14 protein-coding genes are annotated in these 16,267 nt (G+C 65.7%); 6 read left to right on the top strand and 8 right to left on the bottom strand.

The window, feature by feature from the left end:
* Positions 1-40 precede the first annotated feature (40 nt).
* The gene (gene gdhA, locus ACYCFC_RS19965; RefSeq protein ID WP_181082184.1) at positions 41-1,378 is read left to right on the top strand and encodes an NADP-specific glutamate dehydrogenase; all 1,338 of its coding nucleotides are present in this window, start codon (positions 41-43) and stop codon (positions 1,376-1,378) included.
* A 199-nt stretch (positions 1,379-1,577) separates the two neighbouring features.
* On the opposite strand, the gene ACYCFC_RS19960 is transcribed toward gdhA, so the two are convergent.
* On the bottom strand, positions 1,578-2,354 hold the full coding sequence (locus ACYCFC_RS19960) for a ferredoxin--NADP reductase (protein ID WP_459652683.1): 777 nt from the start codon (positions 2,352-2,354) through the stop codon (positions 1,578-1,580).
* 104 nt (positions 2,355-2,458) lie between these two features.
* Here ACYCFC_RS19960 and ACYCFC_RS19955 point away from each other — a divergent pair, with 104 nt between their 5' ends.
* Entirely contained in the window at positions 2,459-3,589 is a 1,131-nt protein-coding gene (locus ACYCFC_RS19955) for a methyltransferase (RefSeq protein ID WP_459652682.1), read from the top strand.
* A gap of 96 nt (positions 3,590-3,685) precedes the next feature.
* On the opposite strand, the gene ACYCFC_RS19950 is transcribed toward ACYCFC_RS19955, so the two are convergent.
* Together ACYCFC_RS19950 and ACYCFC_RS19945 are read right to left on the bottom strand one after the other, a co-directional pair.
* On the bottom strand, positions 3,686-4,747 hold the full coding sequence (locus ACYCFC_RS19950; RefSeq protein ID WP_459652681.1) for a serine hydrolase: 1,062 nt from the start codon (positions 4,745-4,747) through the stop codon (positions 3,686-3,688).
* The gene (locus ACYCFC_RS19945; RefSeq protein ID WP_181082188.1) at positions 4,744-5,835 is read right to left on the bottom strand and encodes a serine hydrolase; all 1,092 of its coding nucleotides are present in this window, start codon (positions 5,833-5,835) and stop codon (positions 4,744-4,746) included. Before ACYCFC_RS19945 ends, ACYCFC_RS19950 begins: the two co-directional genes overlap by 4 nt.
* Positions 5,836-5,990: 155 nt before the next feature.
* On the opposite strand from ACYCFC_RS19945, the gene ACYCFC_RS19940 reads away from it, so the two are divergent.
* The gene (locus ACYCFC_RS19940) at positions 5,991-7,238 is read left to right on the top strand and encodes an acyltransferase family protein (protein ID WP_459652680.1); all 1,248 of its coding nucleotides are present in this window, start codon (positions 5,991-5,993) and stop codon (positions 7,236-7,238) included.
* A gap of 70 nt (positions 7,239-7,308) precedes the next feature.
* Here ACYCFC_RS19940 and ACYCFC_RS19935 read toward each other — a convergent pair whose 3' ends face one another.
* The 3 genes from ACYCFC_RS19935 to ACYCFC_RS19925 are packed head-to-tail and all read right to left on the bottom strand — an operon-like array spanning position 7,309 to position 10,993.
* Positions 7,309-9,513 carry a xanthine dehydrogenase family protein molybdopterin-binding subunit gene (locus ACYCFC_RS19935; protein ID WP_459652679.1) on the bottom strand — a complete coding sequence of 735 codons (2,205 nt, stop codon included), beginning with the start codon at positions 9,511-9,513 and terminating at the stop codon, positions 7,309-7,311.
* On the bottom strand, positions 9,510-10,496 hold the full coding sequence (locus ACYCFC_RS19930) for an FAD binding domain-containing protein (protein ID WP_459652678.1): 987 nt from the start codon (positions 10,494-10,496) through the stop codon (positions 9,510-9,512). The genes ACYCFC_RS19935 and ACYCFC_RS19930 overlap by 4 nt, the downstream gene beginning before the upstream one ends.
* Entirely contained in the window at positions 10,493-10,993 is a 501-nt protein-coding gene (locus tag ACYCFC_RS19925) for a (2Fe-2S)-binding protein (RefSeq protein ID WP_459652677.1), read from the bottom strand. The genes ACYCFC_RS19930 and ACYCFC_RS19925 overlap by 4 nt, the downstream gene beginning before the upstream one ends.
* 229 nt (positions 10,994-11,222) lie before the next feature.
* Here ACYCFC_RS19925 and ACYCFC_RS19920 point away from each other — a divergent pair, with 229 nt between their 5' ends.
* From ACYCFC_RS19920 to ACYCFC_RS19910, 3 genes are all read left to right on the top strand, one after another.
* Complete coding sequence (locus ACYCFC_RS19920) at positions 11,223-12,518, top strand: NCS2 family permease (protein ID WP_181082193.1); 1,296 nt, start codon at positions 11,223-11,225, stop codon at positions 12,516-12,518.
* Positions 12,519-12,617: 99 nt separating this feature from the next.
* Complete coding sequence (gene trmA, locus ACYCFC_RS19915; RefSeq protein ID WP_459652676.1) at positions 12,618-13,706, top strand: tRNA (uridine(54)-C5)-methyltransferase TrmA; 1,089 nt, start codon at positions 12,618-12,620, stop codon at positions 13,704-13,706.
* Positions 13,707-13,812: 106 nt separating this feature from the next.
* The gene (locus tag ACYCFC_RS19910; RefSeq protein ID WP_459652675.1) at positions 13,813-14,364 is read left to right on the top strand and encodes a cytochrome b; all 552 of its coding nucleotides are present in this window, start codon (positions 13,813-13,815) and stop codon (positions 14,362-14,364) included.
* Positions 14,365-14,419: 55 nt separating this feature from the next.
* On the opposite strand, the gene ACYCFC_RS19905 is transcribed toward ACYCFC_RS19910, so the two are convergent.
* Positions 14,420-15,652 (bottom strand): molybdopterin molybdotransferase MoeA, encoded by a 1,233-nt coding sequence (locus tag ACYCFC_RS19905; protein WP_459654034.1) that lies wholly within the window; start codon positions 15,650-15,652, stop codon positions 14,420-14,422.
* Positions 15,649-16,206 carry a molybdenum cofactor biosynthesis protein B gene (gene moaB / locus ACYCFC_RS19900; protein WP_459652674.1) on the bottom strand — a complete coding sequence of 186 codons (558 nt, stop codon included), beginning with the start codon at positions 16,204-16,206 and terminating at the stop codon, positions 15,649-15,651. The genes ACYCFC_RS19905 and moaB overlap by 4 nt, the downstream gene beginning before the upstream one ends.
* Between the last annotated feature and the right edge of the window lie 61 nt (positions 16,207-16,267).

Raw genomic sequence — 16,267 nt, 5'->3', positions numbered from 1 at the left:
TTAATGACTGCCTAATGGGCTGTATCCGAGGGCCTTTCAGATGATCGAAACAGTTGATGCCTTTCTCGCCCGGTTGAGGCAACGTGACCCCCATCAACCCGAATTCCATCAGGCCGTGGAAGAAGTCGTTCGCAGCCTCTGGCCATTCCTCGAAGCCAACCCGCACTACATGCAGGCCGGCATCATCGAACGCATGGTCGAGCCGGAGCGGGCGATCATGTTCCGCGTGCCATGGGTCGACGACCAAGGTCGGGTCCAGGTCAATCGCGGCTTCCGCATCCAGATGAACAGCGCCATCGGCCCCTACAAGGGTGGCCTGCGCTTTCATCCTTCAGTCAATATCGGCGTGCTCAAGTTCCTGGCCTTCGAGCAGGTTTTCAAGAATTCCCTGACCTCGCTGCCCATGGGCGGCGGCAAGGGCGGTTCGGATTTCAACCCCAAGGGCAAGAGCGACAACGAAGTCATGCGCTTCTGCCAGTCGTTCATGACTGAACTGTACCGCCACATCGGTGCCGACCTCGACGTCCCGGCGGGCGACATCGGTGTTGGTGGCCGCGAAATCGGCTTCCTCTTCGGCCAGTACAAGCGCCTGTCCAACCAGTTCACCTCGGTACTCACCGGCAAGGGCCTGGCCTACGGGGGCAGCCTGATCCGCCCGGAAGCCACCGGCTACGGCTGCGTGTACTTCGCAGAGGAAATGCTCAAGAACACTCGCAACAGCTTCGAAGGCAAGCGCGTCTCCATCTCCGGCTCCGGCAACGTGGCGCAATATGCCGCGCAAAAGGTCATGGAACTGGGCGGCCGGGTCATTTCGCTGTCCGACTCGGGCGGCACCCTGCACTTCCCTGACGGCCTGAGTGAAGAGCAGTGGGAATACCTGATGGACCTGAAGAACGTCCGTCGCGGTCGCCTGGAGGAAATGGGCGCCCATTACGGCATCACCTACATGCCCGATCAGCGTCCCTGGAGCCTGCCCTGCGACATCGCCCTGCCCTGCGCCACCCAGAACGAACTGGACGGCGAGGACGCCCGCACCCTGCTCAGGAACGGCTGCACCTGTGTAGCCGAAGGCGCCAACATGCCATCGACGCTGGAAGCCGTGGACCTGTTCCTCGAAGCCGGCATCCTCTACGCACCGGGCAAGGCATCCAATGCCGGCGGCGTGGCCTGTAGCGGTCTGGAGATGAGCCAGAACGCCATGCGCCTGCACTGGACCGCTGGCGAGGTGGACACCAAGCTGCACAGCATCATGCAATCGATCCATCACGCCTGCGTCGCCTACGGCGAAGAAGACGGACGGATCAACTACGTGAAAGGCGCCAACATCGCCGGCTTCGTCAAGGTCGCTGACGCCATGCTGGCGCAGGGCGTCGTGTAAGGCAGCTGGAAGCCTGAAGCTGGAAGCAAAAAGCCCCTGCCGGATCGCCCGGTGGGGGCTTTTCGTTTCTGGAGGCTGGCCAGTGTATGCCAGCCCCTACCTCCACCTGTCGGGCCGTTGAAGCGTGACCCGACCTACACGTAGCCTGGATTAGCCGAAGGCGTAATCCGGGTTTCCGAAGGCGTAATACAACGTCCCGCTACCAATAATTTTCCACCGCCACCTGTCCCGGCCTGCGGGTCAGTGCGAGGTTGAGATCGCGACTCTTGAGCACCTGACGGGTGTCTTCGATCATCTGCGGGTTACCACAGAGCATGATGCGCGAATGCTCGGGCTCCAGCTTCAGATCGGCGGCGCGCTCCAGTTCGCCGGTTTCGATCAGCTTGGTGATGCGTCCATTCAGGGTGCCAGACACCTGCTCGCGGGTGACGACCGGCAGATAGGTCAGCTTGCTGCCCAGCCCTTCCAGATATTCACGCTCCGGCAATTCGCGGATCAGCTGCTGATAGGCCAGCTCCGACTCCGTGCGCGCGCTGTAGACCAGCACGATGCGCTCGAAGCGCTGCCACACTTCGAAATCCTGCAGGATCGACAGGAACGGCGCCAGCCCCGTGCCGGTAGCCAGCAGCCAGAGATCGCGCCCGTCGGGAAAACGGTCGAGGGTCAGAAAACCGAACGCCTGCTTGTCGATCAACAGCTCGCCGCCGGGTTCGAGACGACTCAGCTCGCTGGTAAACTCGCCATCGGGCACCACGATGGAAAAGAAATCGAGAAACTCGTCGTGCGGCGCGGACACCATCGAATAGGCGCGCCAGACGATGGAGCCACTGGGCTTGCGCACCCCCAGCCGCGCGAACTGCCCGGCAGTGAAGCGAAAACCCGGGTCGCGCGTGGTACGCAAGGTGAACAGGCTGGGCGTCAGCGTCTGCACCTCGAGCAGACGCTGACGGGTGAACTTCTCTTCGCTGACGGTCATACTTCACTCCCTCTGCAAACACAGCCGGGCCGGCCAATCGCAACCTCCCGACGTCTGTACCCATTGATACTCCAATCCGCCACCGACAAACACCGCCAGTTCCTATGCCTATTCTTGAAACGCCCTTCGCCTGTCTCGACCTGATCCGTCAGCCGGAGCAGGTCAGCGAGCCGCTGCAGGCCTTCGATGCCGCCGACGAATACCTGCTCGCGCACCTGCACCAGCAGCGCCTGGCATCGGACGCGCGGATGCTGGTGCTCAATGACGGCTTCGGCGCGCTGGCCGCCTCGCTGGCGCCCCATGTGCGGGTGACCAGCAGCGGCGACTCCCACCTGGCATACCTGGCCTTGCAGAAGAACCTGGCGCGCAACGGCCTGCCGGACGACAGCGTCGCCTTCCTGCCCGCCAGCCAGGTCGCCAGCGGCCCGTTCGATTTCGTCCTGATCCGCGTGCCCAAGACCCTGGCCCTGCTGGAGGAGCAGCTGATTCGCCTGCGGGGCCAGCTGGCGCCTGGCACCCAGGTCGTTGCCGCGGCGATGATCAAGCACCTGCCGCGTGCCGCCGGCGATCTGCTGGAGAAGTACATCGGCCCGGTGCAGGCCTCCCTGGCGATGAAGAAGGCGCGCCTGCTGTTCGCCACGCCCGTGGACAAGCCCGCACCGGTTTCGCCCTACCCGACGCGCTACCACCTGGACGAGCCGCATCTGGAGCTTCTCAACCACGCCAACCTGTTCTGCCGCGAGGGTCTGGACATCGGCACCCGCGCCTTCCTGCCGCACCTGCCCCAGGCGCTGGGCGATCTGCGTGTCGCGGATCTGGGCTGCGGCAACGGCGTACTGGGCATCGTTTACGCCCTGCACAACCCACAGGCGCAGCTGACACTGGTGGACGAGAGCTACATGGCGGTGCAGTCGGCACGGGAAAACTGGCAGATGATCCATGGCGATCGCCCAGCCGATATCCGCGCCGGCGATGGCCTGGCCGAACAGCCGCCGGCCTCGCTGGACCTGGTGCTGTGCAACCCGCCCTTCCACCAGCAGCAGGTGATCGGCGATTTCCTCGCCTGGCGCATGTTCACCCAGGCCAAGGCGGCCCTGGCCAAGGGCGGCGAGCTATGGATCGTCGGCAACCGCCACCTGGGCTACCACCTCAAGCTCAAGCGGCTGTTTGGCAATGCCGAGCAGGTCGGCGCCACGCCGAAGTTCGTGATCCTCAAGGCCACCCGGACATCCTGAAGGTATTGGCGCTTGCTTATGCAGGAGCGGGCCATGCCCGCGAGGCTCTTGCGTTGGCCGGGTTCGCTAGCATGGCTCGCTCTACAGTGGAGCCCCTCAATTACCCTCCGAGTCGGCGCGCAGCAACGCCTGGGTGATGGCCTGCCCGACCTGCTCGAACAGGCGCCCGGCCTCCTTGCTCTCATCGAGCCCTTCGGCGCAGGCCACCACGACGATCGCGCGCGTCTCGTCCCGCGGCTCGATGACGCCGGCATGGCAGGCGCGCTCCAGCTGGGTCCCGGTCTTGTGAATGAAGGGCACGTCTTCGGGCAGACCGGCTTCGAGGCGGTAGTTGTCGTAGGAGTCGATCTTCATGTCGGCATAGAGCACGTCGCGGCTGGCCTCCGAGAGCAGCTCGCCGCGCACGAGTTTCTCCAGCAGCGCGCCATAGGCCACCAGGGTGCTGGAATTCAGCTTGCGCGCGTAGTAGCGCGCATAGGCCTCCTCCATGCTGGCCGCCTTCAGTTCGCTGCGCTCCAGCTGCAGCACCTTGACCAGCGCTTCGTAGCGCGGCTCGCTGAAGCGCGCGCCAGCGAGTTCCACCAACTGGATGTTCTCCAGTTCGCTGGCATCCGGATGCACTTCCCCATAAACGTCGCGGCGTACCTGGGTGAAGGTGGTGATGCGTTCGAAGCCGTCGCCCCCCATGTTCCTGCGCGTACGCTGGTTGAGCTCGTCCTCGCCGAGCAGGCGGATCAGCATGTTGGCCGCCGTGTTGTCGCTTTCGATCAGCATTTCCGTGAGCAGGTCACTCAGCGAATAATCGACGCCATCGTCCTGCCACACCAGGTCGCCGGAGCCGTCCACCTTGTCGCCTGCCTGCAGCGACAGTCGCTCGTCCAGGCTGTGCTCGCCGTCGTCGATGCTCTGCAGCAGCGCGACCGCGATAGGCACCTTTACCGCTGAACTGAGGTACCAGAAGCGCTCGGCGTTGTAGAGCAGCCGAGCGTCGTCGCCCAGGTGCTTGATATACACGCCGAGATCGCCAGGCGCCTCGTCGTCGATACGCCGCAGTTCCTCCTCGAGGCCGCTCTTCCAGGTCGCCGAAGCCTCGTCGGTGCAGGCCGACAGGCCGCAGCTCAGGACCAGCAGCACCGGCAGCGCGATCAGCCTGTTCATCGGCGTATCAACCCGGTCGCTACCACAGCCTCGCCGGTCCCGCGCAGAGCCCGCTCCGCCTTGGGGGTGGAGGCGACTTCCCGGACGCAGGCGATGACCACCAGGCGCGTAGAGGTATCGGCGGGATCTGTCGAGGGCTGGTCGATCAATCCGGCGTCGCAGATGCGTGCCCGCTGGGTGCCGGTCTTGTGCGCAAAACCGACCTTCGGCGGCAATCCCGCCTTGATTCGCAGGGCGCCGGTCTGTGCGCGGCGCATGACACCCAGCAGGTACTGGGTACTCACCGGATTCAGTGCCGTTCCCGCATCCAGGGCTGACAACAGGTCGCCATAGGCTTTCAAGGTGGCCGAGTTGTACGGCGTCGCGTAGTAGCGCTCGTAGGCTTCGCCCAGGCTGATGGGAACCAGCGCACGCCGCTCCACGCCGAGCAGCCGAGCCAGCAGCGTCAGACGTCCCGCCTCGCTCGGCTGCCGCTTGAGGGCCAGGAAATCGTTCCCGGACAACCCCTGGGCAGCCGGGTGCAGTTCGCTGTAGACCCGCCGACGGACGTCAGCCAGGCTGGTGATCGGGCCGAACCCCTCGGGCACCAGCTCGCGGGTGACCGCATTGACCCGTTCCAGACCGACCAGGCGAATCAGCATGTCGCTGGCGGTGTTGTCGCTGTGGATCAGCATCTGCTCCATCAGGAAGTGGACGCTGAGCGCCGTGCCCGCTGCGAAGCCGTTGGTCGCGCCGGCGCCGTCGACATAATCGGTTACCAGCAGCGGCACCGTCGTTTCCAGGCTCAGTGCGCCTTCTTCGATCTGCCGCATCACGGTAATGGCGACCGGCACCTTGACGGTGGATGCCAGGTACCAGGGTTCCTCGCCATGATAGGAGATGGAAATGCCCGTCTCCATGTCCTTGACGTAGACCCCGAGCCGACCGGGCGTCTGCTCGTCCACCTGGGCGATGCGCGCGAGAAAGGGTTCGCTCCATTCGAAACCTTCCTGCGCAACCGCGCTGGAGGAAACCGTGCCGAACAGCAGCGCCGCCAGGACAGTCCTGGCAGGGATCGCCGGTAAACGAAGCGGACGTCGAAAAAACATGGGATTCCGGGCTCATCTGTTGTCGAACACTCGACATCGGACCATCGACACGGGCAACGGTGCGGAAGAACCGACCGACCGGCACACGCGCAACGCTGGCCGCCGGTGCGAGTCGTATGCAGCAATGCCGCACCGACCGACGAGGGAGAGCAGTAGTGCCAAGCAAGGAACATTTCATCGGGCTGGAGTGGCTGCGCTTTCTGCTCGCCATCTATGTGGTGCTGTTCCACACCGTGCACGCCTACGTGGATGACGAACCCTCCTGGCTGGCGGACCTGACCGGTGTGGGCTTCTTTGCCACCAGCAGCTTCTTCGTGCTCTCCGGCTTCCTGCTGGCGCATGTCTATTGCCGCCAGGGCGAGATGCGCGAACCGGCCCGCAGCTTCCTCGGCAAGCGCCTGGCCAATCTCTACCCGCTGCACCTTTTCTCATTGCTGTTGACTGCCCTCGTGCTGGCCATCATCGCCAATCTCGGTATCCCGCCGGACGATGCCAAGGCCAGCCTGCGCTTCGTGGTGTACGACACCAACGAGGACCTCGCCGGCGCGTCGCGGGACGCCCTCGAACACTTCATGAACGACCGCGAGCTGGCGTTCAACTTCGTCCTGCAGCTGTTCATGCTGCAGGCCTGGAATCCGCTCTATCTGACCTTCAACCCGCCGCTGTGGTCCATTTCCACCCTGTTCTTCTTCTATCTGACCTTTCCTCTGCTGGCGCCACGCCTGATGCGGCTGCGGCACAAGGGCTGGTGGCTGGTGGCGACCGGATTGCTCTATCTGGTCCCGCCACTCTGGGTCATCCACCAGCAGGCCTACGGCATCCCCCATACCGGCCTGCTGCACCGCATGCCGTTGCTGCGGCTGCCGGAATTCCTCGCCGGCATTCTGCTCTACGGGCTGTTCCGCGAATGGCGCGCGGCTGGAGGACAGCTCGGCGTCACCACCCGCCTGGCGCTGGGGGCATTCGTGCTGGCCTGCTTTCTGGCAACGGTCTGGCTGCTGAAGGGCGAACGCTTCTGGTATTTCCTGCTGCACAACGGTCTGCTGCTGCCTGCGCAGCTCGCCCTGATCTGGCTCTGCGCCCTGATCGCCACGCCGTACGACCGCGTACTCGTGCGCTGGTCGCAACGGCTGGGCGCGGCGGCGTTGCCGCTGTTCGTGCTGCACGTGCCGATCTTCATTCTGTTCTCGCGTTCGGAAAAGCTTCTGGGAGTACTCTCCGCAAGCTGCCTGGAAGACTGGACGCAGTGCGCGCAGCAAGCAGGCGAGCAGTCGCTGGCGCTGGGGTTCTATCCGTTGTATCTGGGGCTGACCATCGTACTGTGCGTGGTGGCGCAGGAGCGGGCGATAGTGCCGGTGCGGAAGCTTCTGCTCAGACGGCTGGTTTTACGGGGCGGGGCTTGAAGGGCAAACACCCGCGCCCTCTGTCTGCAGAACCGGCACCAACCTGATCAATACGCCCTACCGACCGCCCTCACAACAGTTTGTCCAGCGTGATCGGCAAATCCCTCACCCGCCTGCCGGTCGCATGATAAATAGCATTGGCCACCGCCGCGGCGACGCCGATGATGCCGATTTCGCCCACGCCCTTGGACCCGAGGTCGTTGACCACGCTGTCCTCTTCCTCGACGAAGATCACCTCGATATCGGGAATATCGGTCTGCACCGGAACGTGATACTCGGCGAGGTTGTGGTTCATGTAGCGCCCCAGCCGATGGTCGATCAGCGTCTCCTCCTGCAGCGCCATGCCGATCCCCCAGACCACGCCGCCGACGATCTGGTTGCCGGCGGTCTTGGGATTGACGACGCGCCCCGCCGCGATGGCGCTGACCACCCGCGCGACCCTGATCGTGCCCAGCGCCTCGTCGACGCGCACTTCGACGAACACCGCCGAATGCGTGGCCGTGGCCCATGCCTTGCGCTTCTCGCCGGGTTCGACCCGTGCTTCGGCTTCGAGGGTGCCGTTGCTGCGCATCACCTCGCCGAGGTCGACGTGAACGGTCGGATCGCGCTTGAGCAGCAGCCGGCCCTCGACGAAGGTTACGTCGTCCAGGCTCGCACCGGTGAAGGGCGAACCGGGGAACTGCTGCACCGCATCCAGCACTTTCGCCCGTAGCAGCGCGCAGGCCTGCTGCACGGCGCTGCCCACCGAGGACACCGTGGCCGAACCGCCTTCCAGCGGGGCCTGGGGCAGGCTCGAATCGCCGAGGCGGAACTCCACCTTGTCCAGCGCCACACCCATGGCGGCCGCCGCGATCTGGGTCATCACCGTGTAGGTGCCGGTGCCGATGTCAGCGGTAGCGCTGCTGACCACCAGCCGGCCGTCCGGTTCGAGGCAGGCCTTGGCGCTGGCCGGCATCTGCATGGCTTCCCAGACGCCGGTGGCCATGCCCCAGCCGATCAGCTCATGGCCTTCGCGCATGCTGCGCGGTTCCATCGAGCGGCGCGCCCAGCCGAAGCGTTCGGCGCCCTGCGCGTAGCAGGCGCGCAACTCCTTGCTGGAATAGGGTTTGTCCTGGTTGCCGTTGCGCTCGGCGAAGTTGACCAGGCGCAGCTGCAGCGGATCGATGCCGCTCGCATGGGCCAGCTCGTCCATCGCGCATTCCAGCGCGTAGACGCCAAGGGTTGCACCGGGCGCGCGCATGTCGATCGGGGTGAACACGTCGAGCGGCGCGAGGCGGTAGTCCAGCGAGACGTTGTCGCAGCGGTAGAGCATTCCCGACCACTCCACCTCGTGCTCGGTGAAGTCCTCGAAGCGCGAGGTCTGACCGATGGCACTGTGCCCCACCGCCTGCAATTGCCCGGTCTCGCTGGCCGCCAGAGACAAATGCTGAATGCTGCGCGGGCGGTAGCCGAAGGTGAACATCTGCTGACGGGTCAGCACCACGCGCACCGAGCGCTTGAGCTTGAGTGCGGCCATCACCGCCAGCGGTAACTGGTACTGCGGGCGCAGGCCGGAGCCGAAGGCGCCGCCGACGAAAGGCGACAGCACGCGGATCCGCCCCTTGAGGCCGAACACGTCCTCGACATAACGCTGGCAGTTCTGCACACCCTGGGTCTTCTCGTGAATCAGCAGGTCCCCGCCCGGCTGGTAATGCACGGTGCTGGCGTGCATCTCCATGGGGTTGTGATGCTCCACCGGGGTGACGTATTCCTGCTCGATCTTGTGCGGCGCAGCGGCGAAGGCACCGGCGAAATCGCCGCGCGGCTCCGGGGTTTCAGCGGGCGCTTCCTGGGCCTGGCCGCGCGCGGCGAGCAGGTCGGTCTGGTGCGGCTCGCTGTCATATTCGATGCGCACCAGCGAACCGGCGTGGCGCGCCAGCTCCAGGCTTTCGGCCACCACCAGCGCCAGCGGCTGGCCGCTGTAGAGCACGCGGTCGTTGTACAGCGGGCGGAACGGCGAGCCCTCGGCGGCATCGTCGTCTGCGTAGGGTTCGTCGTAGCTGGCGATGGGCGGGCGGTTCTGGTGAGTCAGCACCAGCACCACGCCCGGCAGCGCCTCGGCTTCGCTGCTATCGATGCTGCGCACGCGACCACGGGCGATGGTGCTCGACACCACGCTGCCATGCAGCAGGTGCGGCGTGCCGAATTCGGCGGCGTAACGGGCCTGGCCGGTGACCTTGAGCGGGCCATCGACGCGATCCAGCGGCTGGCCGACCGGCGAGCTGAAGGTATTCATCGGACGGTTCCTCGGGCGGCCTCGCCAAACGCACGGATGATGGCGCGGCGTGCGAGTTCGGGCTTGAAGGCGTTGTGTTCGAGCGGCTGGGCGCCGTCCAGCAGCAGGTCGGCCGCGACGGCGAAGTTCGCCTCCTCGGCCGGCTTGCCGCACAGCGCCAGTTCGGCGGCCTCGATGCGCCAGGGCTTGTGGGCAACGCCGCCGAGCGCCAGCCGCGCAGCCTTGATAGTGGTGCCATCCAGTTCCAGCGCGGCGGCCACCGAGACCAGGGCGAAGGCATAGGAGGCACGGTCGCGCAGCTTGAGGTAGGCGCAATGCGGCGCGAAGCCCGTCGGCGGCAGCTCCACCGCGGTAATCAATTCGCCTTCGCCCAGGTTGTTGTCGGCTTCGGGCCGCTCACCCGGCAGCCGGTGGAAGTCGGCCATGGCGATGCGCCGTTTGCCGTGCGGCCCCTGCACGTGCACCTGCGCCTCCAGGGCGGCCAGGGCCACGCACATGTCCGACGGATGCACCGCGACGCAGGCCTCGCTGGCGCCGAGAATCGCGTGGATGCGGTTGAGTCCGTCCCGCGCCGGGCAACCGGAGCCCGGCTCGCGTTTGTTGCACGGCGTGCCGGTGTCGTAGAAGTAGTAGCAGCGCGTGCGCTGCAGCAGGTTGCCGCCGGTGCTGGCCATATTGCGCAGCTGCGGCGAGGCGCCGGCCAGAATCGCCTTGGCCAGCAAGGGATAGCGCTGCTCGATCTGCCGGTTCCAGGCCAGATCGGCATTGCTCACCAGCGCACCGATCATCAGCCCGCCTTCCGGCGTTTCCTCGATCGCACGCAGCGGCAGGCGGTTGATGTCGATCAGCTGGCGCGGCTGCAGGACGTTTTCCTTCATCAGGTCGAGCAGGTTGGTGCCACCGGCGATGTAGCGGCTGTCTGGCCCGGCCAGCGCCAGCGCCTCCTCGATCCGCTCCGGTCGGGCATAGCTGAAAGGCGTCATGGCGCTTTCTCCTGCAACCGCTGGCGGCTGGCCGGCAGGGCTTCTTCCACCGCCGCGAGGATGTTCGGGTAGGCGCCGCAGCGGCAGAGGTTGCCGCTCATCAGCTCGCGAATCTCGTCCCGATCATGGGCGCGGTTCTCGCCGGCCAGGCCCACCGCCGAACAGATCTGCCCCGGCGTGCAATAGCCGCACTGGAAGGCATCGTGGCGGACGAAGGCGGCCTGCATCGGGTGCAGCTGGTCGCCCTCGGCCAGGCCTTCGATGGTGGTCAGCCGCGCGCCGTCGTGCATCACCGCCAGGGTCAGGCAGCTGTTGATGCGCTTGCCATCGAGCAGCACCGTGCAGGCGCCGCACTGGCCGTGATCGCAGCCCTTCTTGGTGCCGGTCAGGTCGAGCCGTTCGCGCAGCAGGTCGAGCAGAGTCGTCCAGGGATGGACCTCCAACTGATGCTGCTGGCCGTTCAAATGGAGGGAAAGGGTGCAGGTCGCTTCGCTCATGGCAGCCTCACGGTTTAGGCGTACCTGGTTACGACTGAAGCGCGGGCGAAAACGTTCAGCGGCCTGCGGTGATCCGGAAATTCAACCGAGCGTGCCGCCGGTGTAAGATGCGGGGCTTTTTTTGCCACCGGCCCGGCGATGGGCTTTGCTGTGTAGCAGGCAACCACGTTACGCCAATTGCCGAAGCGCACCAGATGCCAGGCCACGACCGGCACACAAGGGGATTCACATGCTGGAAAAGCTGTTCCAACTCAAGGCGCACAACACCAACGTGCGCACCGAGATCCTGGCCGGTATCACGACCTTCCTGACGATGGCCTACATCCTCTTCGTCAATCCGAGCATCCTCGCCGAAACCGGCATGGATCACGGCGCGGTATTCGTCGCCACCTGCCTGGCCGGCGCCATCGGCTCGGTGATCATGGGGCTGGTCGCCAATTACCCCATCGCACTCGCACCAGGCATGGGCCTGAACGCTTTCTTCACCTACACCGTGGTGCTGACCATGGGCTACACCTGGCAGACCGCGCTGGGTGCGGTGTTTCTTTCGGGTGCGATCTTCTTCCTGCTGTCGATCTTCAAGATCCGTGAGTGGATCATCAACAGCATTCCCCTGGCCCTGCGTGCCGGCATCGCCGCGGGTATCGGCCTGTTCCTGGCGATCATCGCGCTGAAGAATGCCGGCATCGTCGTCGACAACCCCGCCACCCTGGTGGGCCTGGGCGACCTCAGCGCCGGCGGCCCGCTGCTGGCCTGCCTGGGCTTCTTCGTCATCGCCGCGCTGGCCTATCGCCGCGTCACCGGCGCGGTGATGATCGGCATATTGCTGGTCACCGGCCTGTCGATCCTGTTCGGGCTGTCGAAGCTGGATGCCGTGGTCTCGATGCCGCCATCCCTGGCGCCGACCTTCATGCAGCTGGATATCGCCGGCGCGCTGGATATCGGCCTGATCAGCGTGATCTTCGCCTTTCTCTTCGTCGATCTGTTCGACACCTCCGGCACTCTGATCGGCGTCGCACAGAAGGCCAACCTGCTGGACAAGGACGGCAGGATGCCGCGCCTGGGTCGCGCCCTGCTGGCCGACAGCACCGCCACCATGGCCGGTGCCGCGCTGGGCACCTCGACCACCACCAGCTACATCGAGTCCGCCGCGGGCATCAGTACCGGCGGGCGCACCGGCCTGACCGCCTGCGTGGTCGCCGCGCTGTTCCTGCTCAGCCTGTTCTTCGCGCCGCTGGCCGGCGCCGTGCCGGCCTATGCCACCGCACCGGCGCTGCTGTTCGTCGCCGTGCTGATGATGAGCAGCCTGGCCGGCATCGACTGGGACGACATGACCGTCGCCGCGCCGGTGGTGGTCGCCGCGCTGGCCATGCCGCTGACCTTCTCCATCGCCAACGGTATCGCCTTCGGCTTCATCGCCTGGACAGCGGTCAAGCTGCTGGCCGGTCGCTGGCGCGAACTGAGCCCGGCCATGTGGATTCTGTCGATCCTGTTCGTGATCAAGCTGGGCTGGTTCGCTGGCTGACGTTGCCTGCAGATGCCCCTTCATCCATCTGGTCCTGCAGAAGGTGGATGGGAAAGATCAGCCACCCTACGAATATTTTTGCCACCTCGAAGAGTTTTCATGAGCCGTCCGCCATTCGACCCCGCCACCTACGACACTCAACTCACCGCCAAGGCCGAGCGGCTGCGCGAGCTGCTGGCGCCCTTCGACGCACCGGCGCCGGAGGTCTTCGATTCGCCGCGCGAGCACTACCGGCTGCGTACCGAGTTTCGCCTGTGGCGCGAGGACGGCCAGCGCCACTACGCGATGTTCGAGCCGGGCGACAATCGCACGCCGATCCTGATCGACGACTTCCCCATCGCCAGCCGTCGCATCAACCAACTGATGCCGCAGCTCAAGGCCGCCTGGCAGGCCAGCGAAACGCTTTCCTTCAAGCTGTTCCAGGTGGAATTCCTCACCACCCTGGCCGGCGATGCCTTGATCACCCTGGCTTATCACCGCCCGCTGGACGATGCCTGGCAGGCCGAGGCCGAGCGGTTGGCGGCGAACCTGGGCGTCAGCCTCGTCGGGCGCTCGCGTGGCAAGCGCATCGTCATCGGTCGCGACTATGTGGAAGAGGAACTGCGAGTGGCCGGTCGCACCTTCCGCTATCGCCAGCCGGAAGGCGCCTTCACCCAGCCCAACGGCGAGGTCTGCCAGAAGATGCTCGACTGGGCTTTCGCGGCGCTGGGCGAGCGTGACGATGATCTGCTGGAACTGTATTGCGGCAACGGCAATTTCACCCTGCCGCTGGCCACCCGCGTGCGCAAGGTGCTGGCCACCGAGATCAGCAAGTCTTCGGTGAATGCCGCCCTGCACAACCTGGCCGACAATGGCATCGACAACGTCAGTCTGGTGCGCCTCTCCGCCGAAGAGCTGACCCAGGCGCTGAACGAGGTGCGCCCGTTCCGCCGCCTGGCCGGCATCGACCTGAAAAGCTACGCCTTCGGCAGCGTCTTCGTCGACCCGCCGCGCGCCGGCATGGACCCGGACACCTGCGAACTGACGCGGCGCTTCGAGCGCATCCTCTATATCTCCTGCAATCCGGAGACGCTGGCGCAGAACATCGCCCAGCTGGCCGACACCCACCGCATCGAACGCTGCGCGCTGTTCGACCAGTTTCCCTGGACCCATCACATGGAATCCGGGGTGTTGCTCGTCAGGCGCTAGCAGCGCTCACCGCGACAGCTCGCCACGGGTACGCCGGCACGGGATTAAGTTTCGCGTAATCGAAGCGGTCGATAATACGCGCATTTCCTCAACCGGAGTGTGTGAAATGACTACATCGAACCCACTGGCACGCTACGGTCGCCTGAGCATCGCCCTGCACTGGCTGATGCTGCTATTGATCGCAGCGGTCTACGCGACCATCGAACTCAAGGGCAACTTCGCCAAGGGCAGCGAACCGCGCGAACTGCTCAAGCACTGGCACTTCATGCTCGGGCTGACGATCTTCGCGCTGGTCTGGCTGCGCCTGATTGCGCGCTGGATACATCCGGCGCCGAAGGCGGTCGCCGGGGCCGGTTGGGAACGCGCGCTGGCCAAGCTGATGCACCTGGCGCTGTACGGTCTGATGATCGGCCTGCCGCTGCTCGGTTGGCTGACGCTGAGCGCGGCGGAGAAGCCGATCCCCTTCTTCGGCCTCCAGCTGCCGGCGCTGATCGGTGCCAACAAGGACCTGGCCGGCCAGTTCAAGGAACTGCACGAAACGCTGGCGTTAGCCGGTTACTGGCTGATCGGCCTGCACGCCGCAGCGGCGCTGTTCCACCATTACGTGCGCCGTGACGGCACCCTGTTGCGCATGCTGCCGCAGCGCCACCAGGCCTGACGCGCAGACACGAAAACGCCCGGTCGACCCGTCATCGACCGGGCGTTTTCATGTATCAGCCGAGCAGTTCGCTGAACGGCAGATACTCCACCGTCTCACCCTCTTCCAGCGTACGGTTGCATTCGACGATGGCCAGCCCTTCGGCCCAGCTGGCCGAGGTGAGCATCGCCGACCCCTGACGCCCATGCAGGCAGACGCGCGTCTGGCCATCGACATTCTCCAGCCGCGCACGCAGATACTGCCGACGACCGTTGGCCTTGCTCCAGTCGAACCCGGCCACCAGTTGCAATGGCTTGGGCAGGACCTCGCGCAGCCCCTGGGCGCGCAGCAGAAAAGGCCGCGCCACCACCAGCGAGGTGATCAGCGCCGCCGCCGGATTGCCCGGCAGGCCGATCCAGGGCTTGCCCGCCACCTCGCCGAAAGCCAGCGGCTTGCCCGGCTGGATCGCCAGACGCCACAGATGCAGTTCGCCCAGTTCGCGAATGGCCTGCTTGAGATGGTCCTCCTCGCCCACCGAAACGCCGCCGGAGGTGATGAGGATGTCCCACTCCGAGGCGGCCAGCGCCAGCGCGTCGCGGCTGGCCGCCAGTTCGTCGATGAGAATCGGGTAGTCATGCACCTCCAGTCCGAGGCTGCGCAACACGCCGAGCAGGCAATAGCGGTTGGAGTTGTAGATCTGCCCGGCGCCCAGCGGCTCTCCGGGCTCGCGCAGCTCGTTGCCGCTGGACAGCAGGCCGATGCGCAGACGCCGGTAGACCGCGACGCGGGCGACGCCGCAGCTCGCCAACAGGCCAAGTTCTTGCGGTCGCAGGCGCTGCCCCGCGTCCAGCACCCGCGTGCCCGCCTGCCGCTCTTCGCCCTTGCGCCGCACATGCTCACCCGGCCTGACCGCCGGCAGCCATACGCCCTCGCCATCGACCCGGCACAGCTCCTGCGGCACGACCGTATCGGCACCGGGCGGCAGCGGCGCGCCGGTGAAGATGCGCACGGCATGACCGCTCGGCAGGCGCTCATCGGCCAGGTCACCGGCGGCGATACGACCGGCCAGCGACAAACACCCACCCGCTGCCGGCAGGTCGGCGGCACGCAACGCATAGCCATCCATGGCGCTGTTGTCCCAGGCCGGCACGGCAAAGGGCGCCACCAGCGGCTCGGCCAGTACCCGCCCCAGGGCATCCGGGAGGGCGACGTGTTCGACCGGCGGCAACGCCGGCGCCCGCTTCAGCAATTCGTCGATGGCTTCATCCACCGGGCGCAGATTGTCGCCGTCGCAGCCACAGGGGTTCATGAGCGTGGCCCACAGCAGCGGTCGGGCTGGCCAGCGACCGCTGCCTGCAGGTGCGCGACGAAGTTGCACGGCCCGGTACGGCTGTCGAGCTGTTCGCCGAGAATCCTTTCCCAGGCCGTGCGGCAGGCATTCGGCGAGCCCGGCAGGCAGCACACCAGAGTGCCGTTGCTGATCCCGGCCAGGGCACGCGACTGCAGCGCCGAGGTGCCGATCTCGGCCACTGAAACCTGGCGGAACAGCTCGCCGAAACCATCGACCTGCCTGTCCAGCAGCGGCGCCACCGCCTGCGGCGTGTTGTCCCGTGCGGTAAAGCCGGTACCACCGCTGATCAGCACCACCTGCACCTGTGGATCGGCGATCCAGACGGCGAGCCGGGCGCGAATCTGCCAGATGTCGTCAATCACCAGCCCCCGCTCGACGAGATGGTGCCCGGCGCCTCGCAGCGCATCGACCAGGGTATTGCCCGAGGTGTCGGTGTCGGACGTGCGGGTATCGCTGACGGTCAGAACGGCAATGCCCAGTGGCTGGAATTGGTCGGTATTGAGGTGTGCCATAAAAGCTCTCCGGGAAGAATCATCGGCCTACAGACTGCACCCGGCGACGGCCAACGCCCAC

It is taken from the genome of Stutzerimonas sp. NM35 (genome assembly GCF_054604355.1).
This window is presented reverse-complemented; position numbering and strand designations above follow the sequence as displayed.